The 560-nt window shown below is 36.1% G+C and carries 1 protein-coding gene; it reads right to left on the minus strand.

The window, feature by feature from the left end; all coding sequences use genetic code 11:
• Positions 1-560, minus strand: a 560-nt coding sequence (locus tag ETC05_RS17360; protein WP_171661550.1) for a transposase, incomplete at both ends; no start/stop codon positions are given.

Raw genomic sequence — 560 nt, forward strand, 5'->3', positions numbered from 1 at the left:
GCATAGCCAATGACAAGTTTGCCAATTTGATTTTCAATACAGTAGTTAATGATGTAACGGCAAGTCTTGTTGATATAATCATTCACTTTATTATTGCGATTCATAGCAAGCAACGCCTGTTTACGAGTCGTGCCTTTGATTTTTTGCTTATCTTTAATGCTTTGAAGTCTGGCATTTTCTTTGTTAAACCATTGATTTATACTTTTTAATCTCCGCCCATCAATGATGAATGATCTGCCGTCTGATGTGACACAAGTGGCAAAATTGTTTAATCCTAAATCAATTGCCAGTGCTTTTTGGTCATTTAATTCTCTTTGATCTTCAGGCATTTCATATTTGTACTGAATCTCAAAGAACCTGGCATGATGCTTAGGAATGATTTCAATCTGCTTAATCTTTTTGTCCAGCAACACAGGCGGAATCGTTATCGTGATAGGCTTGTGAGTCTTTTTAAATAGGCGAGAATACGGTATCGTGAATTTGTTGCCGTCTATACGAATCTGGCCAATGATCAGTGAATGAAAGCCATCTTTTTTAAGATATTTTGGAATACTGATAGC

The organism is Geobacillus sp. BMUD (genome assembly GCF_013096845.1).
Taxonomy (GTDB): Bacteria; Bacillota; Bacilli; order Bacillales; family Anoxybacillaceae; genus Geobacillus; species Geobacillus vulcani.